The organism is Gemella sp. (assembly GCF_057272915.1).
The window spans coordinates 23286-31373 of record NZ_DBHIUF010000018.1 but is presented as its reverse complement, the minus strand read 5'-3'; the positions used below and the strand labels follow the sequence as shown (position 1 = coordinate 31373).

At 34.3% G+C, this 8088-nt stretch carries 8 protein-coding genes; 3 read left to right on the top strand and 5 right to left on the bottom strand.

Translation table 11 applies throughout. From position 1 onward, the window contains the following. Positions 1-103 precede the first annotated feature (103 nt). Positions 104-847, top strand: a complete 744-nt coding sequence (locus ACO6OL_RS07025; protein ID WP_485502635.1) for a DNA/RNA non-specific endonuclease — start codon at positions 104-106, stop codon at positions 845-847. 36 nt (positions 848-883) lie between these two features. Here ACO6OL_RS07025 and psiE read toward each other — a convergent pair whose 3' ends face one another. Next, positions 884-1285: a phosphate-starvation-inducible protein PsiE gene (gene psiE, locus ACO6OL_RS07020; protein WP_485502634.1), complete on the bottom strand. Its 402-nt coding sequence runs from the start codon at positions 1283-1285 to the stop codon at positions 884-886. Between the two features lie 131 nt (positions 1286-1416). Here psiE and ACO6OL_RS07015 point away from each other — a divergent pair, with 131 nt between their 5' ends. Then, entirely contained in the window at positions 1417-1950 is a 534-nt protein-coding gene (locus tag ACO6OL_RS07015) for a GNAT family N-acetyltransferase (RefSeq protein WP_485502633.1), read from the top strand. A 10-nt stretch (positions 1951-1960) separates the two neighbouring features. Beyond that, positions 1961-2656, top strand: coding sequence for an acetolactate decarboxylase (gene budA, locus ACO6OL_RS07010; RefSeq protein WP_485502632.1), 696 nt, complete (start codon positions 1961-1963; stop codon positions 2654-2656). Between the two features lie 146 nt (positions 2657-2802). Here budA and lpdA read toward each other — a convergent pair whose 3' ends face one another. The 4 genes from lpdA to ACO6OL_RS06990 are packed head-to-tail and all read right to left on the bottom strand — an operon-like array spanning position 2803 to position 8063. Continuing rightward, entirely contained in the window at positions 2803-4551 is a 1749-nt protein-coding gene (gene lpdA, locus ACO6OL_RS07005) for a dihydrolipoyl dehydrogenase (RefSeq protein ID WP_485502631.1), read from the bottom strand. Positions 4552-4605: 54 nt separating this feature from the next. Then, on the bottom strand, positions 4606-6003 hold the full coding sequence (locus ACO6OL_RS07000; RefSeq protein ID WP_485502630.1) for a dihydrolipoamide acetyltransferase: 1398 nt from the start codon (positions 6001-6003) through the stop codon (positions 4606-4608). Positions 6004-6034: 31 nt separating this feature from the next. Then, positions 6035-7027 (bottom strand): alpha-ketoacid dehydrogenase subunit beta, encoded by a 993-nt coding sequence (locus ACO6OL_RS06995; protein WP_485502629.1) that lies wholly within the window; start codon positions 7025-7027, stop codon positions 6035-6037. Between the two features lie 55 nt (positions 7028-7082). Then, positions 7083-8063, bottom strand: a complete 981-nt coding sequence (locus ACO6OL_RS06990) for a thiamine pyrophosphate-dependent dehydrogenase E1 component subunit alpha (RefSeq protein WP_485502628.1) — start codon at positions 8061-8063, stop codon at positions 7083-7085. Positions 8064-8088 lie beyond the last annotated feature (25 nt).

The following is an 8088-nucleotide window of genomic DNA, read 5'->3' as shown; positions in this document are numbered from 1 at the left end:
ACTGCGTCTATGAGTTCTCATATACACTTTGTTAAAATTTAGGACTTTTGGGTCAACCTCTTAGATATTTAATCTATTTTTCTGAATAAACAAAGGAGATCCTATGGCAAAAAGAAAAAAACAACAATTATCATTGTTTTCATTAATTTCTATTGCTATAGTAATTTTAGCTGCATTTGCTATTACATACTATACCAATAAATCGGCAAATAAAAGTACGAATACTGCAACTTTTGCTAGTGTTTCAAAAGTACCCAATGATATACTTAACTCACTTACAGCACCTAAAGAAAGTGAAGCAACTGATAATAATAAGTACAAAATATTAAATAATAATAATCCATACTTCGCTAAAGAAGACTTATCTACTACATCATTTGAAAACTATAGTCCTTTAGATAAGTTAGGTCGTGTTGGACAAGCAAACGGAATTATAGGTATTGATTTAATGCCAACTGATAAGCGCGAAGAAATTGCACATGTTCGCCCTAGTGGATGGCAAAGTAATCGTGGTGCTCATGTCTATGATAGATCACATTTAATAGCATTCCAACTTGCCGGAGAAAATGACAATGATAAAAACTTAATGACAGGAACAAGATTTATGAATCTTAACATGATACCTTTTGAAAATGAGGTTGCTGATTATGTTAAAAAAACTAAAAAGCACGTTAGGTATCGTGTAACTCCTGTTTTCAGAGGAGATGATTTAGTTGCACAAGGCGTAATTATGGAAGCAATGTCAGTTGAAGATAATGGTAAAAGTGTTAAATACAACGTATTCTTACCAAACTTCCAAAAAGGAATCACTATCGACTATAAAACAGGGAAATATACTGTAAAATAGAATTAAGACTTCGAACCTTAAGTTCGAAGTCTTTTCTTAATCTTTCTTTATAAATTTTTCTGCAATTGCTAAACTTATTACTAACAATAAAATTGCTCCAGCCCATATTAATACACTGTAAGGATCATCGTGTTGAACTATTATTAATCTTATAATTGCTGTTATTCCAATATAAATAAAATATCGAAGAGGAAAATGATAATTATTTTTAAAATATTTTACTATTAAAGCCACAAATTCGAAATATAGGAAAAACACCAATATCCCCTCTACAAAATGTTGATAATTCCCTTGATCTGCTAAAAATTTAGTACCTTCATAAAATATTTCTTTCGCTTCCATTATTAATCCAAATGATAATAGCACTCCTATAATTAACAATCCTATATTCATTATCCAAAGTAAAACATCAGATATTATTTTACTAAATTTTTCCATTTTTCACCTCATTACCATTAATACAAGAACAATTATATCATAATAAATATTAATATAATAATAAAATTACTTATGAAATTATATGTACTTCTAAGTTTTTCCTATGCTATAATATGGAAAAGGAGGTTTTTATGATTACACTTAAAAAAATAGAAGAAAAACATCTACCTGATTTATACAATGTAATTTACTCATCAGACACTCCTGAATGGAGTAAATATAATGCACCGTATTTTAACGAATTTAAATTTATAGATTTAGAAACTTTCTTACTAAAAAATCATCATGAATATTTCATAAGCGAACGAGTCTTAGGCATATTTTTTAACGATAAACCAATCGGTATTGTTACTTATTATTGGGAAAGCTTTGCTACTCGTTGGCTAGAAATTGGAATTGTAATATATGATCAGAATGTTTGGGCAAAAGGTATAGGATATGCAGCTTTACATAAGTGGATTGAGCTGTGTTTTAATAGATTTCCTGAAATACAACACATTGGACTTACTACTTGGAGTGGAAACACAAGAATGATGAAACTTGCAGAAAAACTAGGACTTCTTTGTGAAGCAAGAATTAGAAAAGTTAGATATTACAATGGCATTTACTACGACTCAATAAAATATGGTATATTAAGAGAAGAGTTTAATTCTATTAGTTACTAGGAGGATAAAAATGATATTTCAATATGGAACTATGGCAGGAATTATAGAAGGCGCTTATAGTGGAAGCCTAACTATAGAAGAACTACTAAAATACGGTGATTTTGGAATTGGTACTTTTGATGGCATTGATGGTGAAATGGTAATTTTAGATAGTAAAATTTATAAAACAGATTATTTCGGTAATTCATATCTTCAATCAATTAAAGAAAGTACACCATTCGCTACAATTACTACATTCGAAAAAGAATACCAAAAATTTGATAATTTTACGTTTGAAAACTTATTAGAAAAAGTTCAAGATTACTTAAATAAAAATTATTTTTATGCTATAAAAATTTCAGGGAACTTTAAGAAAATGAATACTAGATCTCCAAAAAAACAAGAAAAACCATATCCACCTCTATTAGAAGTACTAGAGAATCAAAATATTTTTCATTATGAAAATACACAAGGTACAATAGTTGGTTTTTTCTCTCCTTATTACGCTCAAGGACTAGGCGTTGGTGGATTTCATTTACACTACATTAGTAATGATTTAAAAGCAGGTGGTCATATCTTTGATTTCGAAATATTAAACGGTCTTGTAGAAATTTCTAAACCTTTAAATTATTCATTAAAATTACCAGAAAATGTCGAATATCAAAATATAAAAATAGATGAAACAACTCTTCATCAAAAAATCAGTATCGCAGAAGTTAAAAACTAAAAATTAAAATTACACTAGGAATTTAAGTAGTAAAATACACCTATATTCCTAGTGTATTTTTTCTCATACCCTAAATTTGACAGAAATCCATTATAAAGAAAAAAGATGACTAGCAAATCGCTAGCCATCTTTTTCTTTATAAACTATTATTTAGTTTTTTTCTTAGGTGCATGTAGACATAAGTCAACACAGTCAGTCATAGCTTCATATAAAGCTTCAGAGAATGTTGGGTGACCATGGATAATATCCATAACGTCATCAATTGTCATCTCTGTTTGAATTAAAGTAGATCCTTCGTTGATTAACTCAGCTGCAACTGGTCCTACAATGTGGATACCTAAGATTTCTCTGTATTTAGTATCCATGATTACTTTAACAAATCCTTCACCTTGGTTAGATGCTAATGAACGTCCGTTAGCTGCAAAGTTGAATTTACCAACTTTGATGTCATATTTTTCACGAGCTTGTTCTTCAGTTAAACCAACCATTGCGATTTCTGGGTGAGTGTAAATTGCTGCTGGAGTAGCTTTAAGATCAACTTTTTTGTGGTGACCCATTGCGTTTTCTGCTGCAACTTCTCCCATCTTGAATGCTGCATGAGCTAACATCTTAGTTCCGTTAATATCACCAGGAGCGTAAACACCTTCAACAGATGTTTCCATGTACTCGTTAACTTTAACACGACCACGTTCCATTTCGAATTGATCTGCTAATTCTCCAAGACATGTGTTGTCTGGAACACGTCCAATTGATAATAATACTTTATCTGCAACGATATCTTCTTTTCCTTCAACTTTAACTACTACTTCTTGACCTTTGTCAACGATTTCTAATAATTTAGTTGATGTAAGAACTTTAATACCTTGTTTTTTGAATTGTTTTTCTAATGCTGCAGATGCATCTTTATCCATTCCAGCGATTAAACGATCAGCCATTTCAACGATAGTTACTTCAGATCCGAAAGTAGAGAATGCTTGTCCTAACTCAGATCCGATAACTCCTCCACCGATAACTGCTAAACGAGCTGGTACTTCATTAATATCTAAGAATTCATCACTTGTAAGAACTTTATCACTATCCATTCCTGGAATATTAATTCTACTTACTTTTGATCCACCAGCTAAGATTACTCTGTCAGCATCAATTGTTTCTTTTCCATCAACAGAAACTTTTTTATCAGCTGTTAATTGTCCAACACCGTTAAATACTTTAACACCGTAAGATTTAAGTAATCCTCCAATTCCTCCTGATAGAGTTTTAGAAATTTTATTCTTAACTGCTACAGTTTGTTCCATGTCAACTGAGAATGCATCATTTACAAGTTTAATACCACGGTCTTTAGCAGAACGGATGTGGTTGATAATTTCAGCATTGTGTAGGAATGTTTTTGTTGGAATACATCCACGGTTTAGACATGTTCCACCTAGTTCACGATTTTCTACTAATGCTACTTTACCACCTAATTGAGCGGCTTTAATAGCTGATACATATCCTGCAGGACCTCCACCAACTACTACTACGTCATATTCACCACGACGTTCGCGTTTTGGTGCTTCTTCTCCTGCTTTAGTTTCAGGTACTTTAACATCTGCTGCAACTTCTTTAACGATTTCTTGAGCTGCTGCAGTAGTGCTGTCTCCTCCAGGAACTGCTTCTCCAGGTTGTCCAATCCATGCAATAGTTTGAACTACTGGTACAACTGATCCAGCTGGGTGTACAATTTTTAATAAAGTTCCGCTTGCTTCAGCTTCTACTTCCATGTTTACTTTATCTGTTACGATTTCAAGTAGGATTTCACCTTCTTTTACTTCGTCACCTTCTTGCTTAAACCATTGTACGATTTCGCCTTCTTCCATTTCACTTCCGGCTTTTGGCATTATAACTTCAACTGCCATGTTTTAATCACTCCTTATACACTTTATCTTGTTTTCATAAATATTATATCATTATTAGATTAGTAATGATAATGGATTTTCGATAGCTTCTTTCAGAGTCTTCATGAATTTAGCTCCTTCTAATCCGTCAACAACACGGTGGTCCGCTGTTAATGTTAATGTCATAATAGGTCTTACAGTAACCTCACCATTAAATACCACTGGTTTTGGTACAGTAGCACTTACACCTAAAATAGCTGTATTTGGTTGGTTAATGATTGGTACGAAGCTCTTAACTCCATACATACCTAAGTTACTAATTGTAAATGTAGAATCTGCCATTTCATCTGGTTTTAATTTACCAGCAAGAGCTTTTGTTGTAATTTCTTTAGAAGCTACTACAAGCTCTTTAAGGCTCATCTTATCAGCACCTTTAATTACTGGTACTACTAATCCACTATCCATACCCACAGCGATTGATAAGTTTACATAGTGGTGTAAGTACATTTCTTTTTCATCACCTGATAATGAAGCATTTACATATGGGTGTTTCATTAATGACTTAATTACAGCTAATGAAATAAAGTCTGTAACTGTTGCTTTTTTACCTGTTTCTTCGATAATTGCATCAACAACTTTTTTACGTAAAGCTAATAATTCAGTCATATCAACTTCAACGTTTACAACGAATGTTGGTGCACTGAAGTAAGATTCACTCATACGTTTAGAAATAACTTTACGCATTGGTGACATTGGTACAGTTTCAACAACACCCCATTGATTTTCATTAGGTGCTTTAGCAGATTTAGCGCTTGCTGGTGCAGCAACTTCAGCACTTGCAGCAGCTTCACTTGCACTTCCGTTAAGAACAGAAAGAACATCTGCTTTCATAATTTTACCTTTTGGTCCAGTTCCAACGATACCGTCAGTATTAATTCCTTCAACTTCTGCAATACGTGCAGCAAGTGGAGACATTTTAGCTTTTGCATTTAGTTTATAATCAACTACATCTTCTTTATGAACACGACCTTTAGCTCCAGTACCTTTTACTTGAGATAAGTCGATTCCATTTTCACGAGCATATGCTCTAGCCGCTGGTGTAGCACGAAGTCCAGAGTTGTCGAATACTTCTACTTCTTGAGCAGGAGCTGCTTCAACTTTAGCTTCAACAACAGCTTCTTCAGCTGGCGCTGCTGCAGCCGCAGGTACTGTTCCAGCTCCAGGTACAGCTTCTCCAGGTTGTCCAATCCATGCGATAGTTTGAACTACTGGTACAACTGATCCAGCTGGGTGAACGATTTTTAGTAAAGTTCCGCTTGCTTCAGCTTCTACTTCCATATTTACTTTATCAGTTACGATTTCAAGTAAAATTTCACCTTCTTTTACTTCGTCACCTTCTTGCTTAAACCATTGTACGATTTCGCCTTCTTCCATTTCACTACCGGCTTTTGGCATTATTACCTCTACTGCCATATTCTATTCACATCCTTCACTAACTAAATTTTTATTTTTTGTTTACAGCTTTTCTAATAGTTTCTTTGATGTCTTCTACATCAGGTACAACTAATTTTTCTAAGTTTTTAGCTGATGGAATGTGTGTGTCAGCACCAGCAACACGGTAAATAGGGCTATCTAAGAAATCAAATGCATCACTTTCTGCGATACGGGCAACGATTTCTCCACCGAATCCACCAGTTTTGAATGAGTCGTGACATACTACTAATTTTCCAGTTTTCTTAACTGATTCAACAATTAGATCAGTATCTAGTGGTACTAATGTAATTGGGTCAAGTACTTCTACTGAGATTCCTTCTTCTTTTAATTCTTCAGCTGCTTTTAAGCTACGCTCTAACATTCTTCCCCAAGATACTAATGTTACATCAGATCCTTTAACTTTGATGTCACCTTGACCGATTACACCAATTTTACCTACTTCTACTTCACCTTTACGTCCGAATAACGCTTTTGGTTCAATGTAGATAACTGGGTTGTTATCTCTGATTGCAGCTCTTAAGATTGAGTAAACATCTCCAGGAGTACCTGGTGCTACTACTTTAAGACCAGGAATGTGACAGAACCATGCTTCTAAAGCTTTACAGTGTTGAGCTGCAGCTCCAGTACCAGATCCTGATGCACAACGATATGTAACTGGTACTTGTACTTCTCCACCTAACATATAACGCATTGGTGCAGCTTGGTTAACGATCGCATCCATACCGATTGTTACGAAGTCCATGAATGTTACGTCAACGATTGGACGCATACCTACTGACGCAGCACCAGCAGCAGAACCACAGATTGCAGCTTCACTGATTGGTGTATCAATAATACGTTCAGGTCCAAATTCTTCTAACATACCAACTGTAGTACCGAAGTCTCCTCCGAAGATACCAACATCTTCACCCATTAAAAATACATTTTCATCTTCACGCATTTCGTGAGTCATAGCTTCTTTTATGGCTTCACGAACTGTCATAATTTTTGTTTCTTTAGTCATAACTATTAATCTCCTATTATATAAAATATTATTTAAATTATTTTAAGCTAAAATATTAGTCAGCGTAGTTATCTTGGAACGCAATTTCACCATCTGCAAATGGTGATTCTTTAGCGAATTCTACAGCGTCATCGATAGTTGCTTTAGATCTATCTTCGATTTCTTTTAATTCTTCTTCTGTAGCAATTCCGTTTTCTAATAAGTAGTTTTTATATTTTACGTTAGGATCTTTAAGTTTCCACTCAGCTACTTCTTCACGGCTACGATATTTACCAGCGTCTGATGCAGAGTGTCCGAACCATCTGTATGATACTGCTTCTACTAAAACAGGACCTTTACCACTTCTAGCATGTTCGATAGCTTCTTGCATTGCATCATATACTGCTAATACGTCGTTTCCATCTTCAACGTGAATACCTTTGATTCTGTATGAAGCTGCACGTTCAGTAATTTCTTTAACACGCATACATCTTTCTTGAGCCATTGAGATACCATATTTATTGTTAATTACGTAGAAAATAAGTGGTAAATCCCAGTTAGATGCCATATTTAAACATTCGTGGAAACTTCCTTCGTTAGTAGCTCCGTCACCCATACAACAAATAACAATGTTACCTGTTTTTTTCATTTTTTGAGCTAAAGCGGCACCAGTACTTAAACCGTGTCCACCACCAACGATACCGTTACATCCCATGTTACGTTGTTCAAGGTCATAAACGTGCATACTTCCTCCACGTCCTTTACATTGACCTGTCGCTTTACCAAGGATTTCAGCCATCATACGATCAATTTCAATTCCTTTAGCAATTGTTTGACCATGTCCACGGTGATTAGAATACATTAAGTCTTCTTTTCTTAATGGATAGATAGCTCCAACGTTAGCTGCTTCCTCCCCTACTGAATAGTGAGTCATACCGTGAACTAAACCACGAGAGTATAGTTTACTCAACTCCATATCAAAATCTCTAATAAGTTGCATTAGTTCGTACATTTCTAAATGCTCTTGTTTAGTTAAATCTTTTGATGTTTTTACCATAATAACCTCCAAAGTTTGTATATAT

Coding starts and splice junctions, on each gene's coding strand:
- ACO6OL_RS07025 (WP_485502635.1), top strand. CDS start 104: ATGGCAAAAAGAAAAAAACAACAATTATCATTGTTTTCATTAATTTCT.
- psiE (WP_485502634.1), bottom strand. CDS start 1,285: ATGGAAAAATTTAGTAAAATAATATCTGATGTTTTACTTTGGATAATG.
- ACO6OL_RS07015 (WP_485502633.1), top strand. CDS start 1,417: ATGATTACACTTAAAAAAATAGAAGAAAAACATCTACCTGATTTATAC.
- budA (WP_485502632.1), top strand. CDS start 1,961: ATGATATTTCAATATGGAACTATGGCAGGAATTATAGAAGGCGCTTAT.
- lpdA (WP_485502631.1), bottom strand. CDS start 4,551: ATGGCAGTTGAAGTTATAATGCCAAAAGCCGGAAGTGAAATGGAAGAA.
- ACO6OL_RS07000 (WP_485502630.1), bottom strand. CDS start 6,003: ATGGCAGTAGAGGTAATAATGCCAAAAGCCGGTAGTGAAATGGAAGAA.
- ACO6OL_RS06995 (WP_485502629.1), bottom strand. CDS start 7,027: ATGACTAAAGAAACAAAAATTATGACAGTTCGTGAAGCCATAAAAGAA.
- ACO6OL_RS06990 (WP_485502628.1), bottom strand. CDS start 8,063: ATGGTAAAAACATCAAAAGATTTAACTAAACAAGAGCATTTAGAAATG.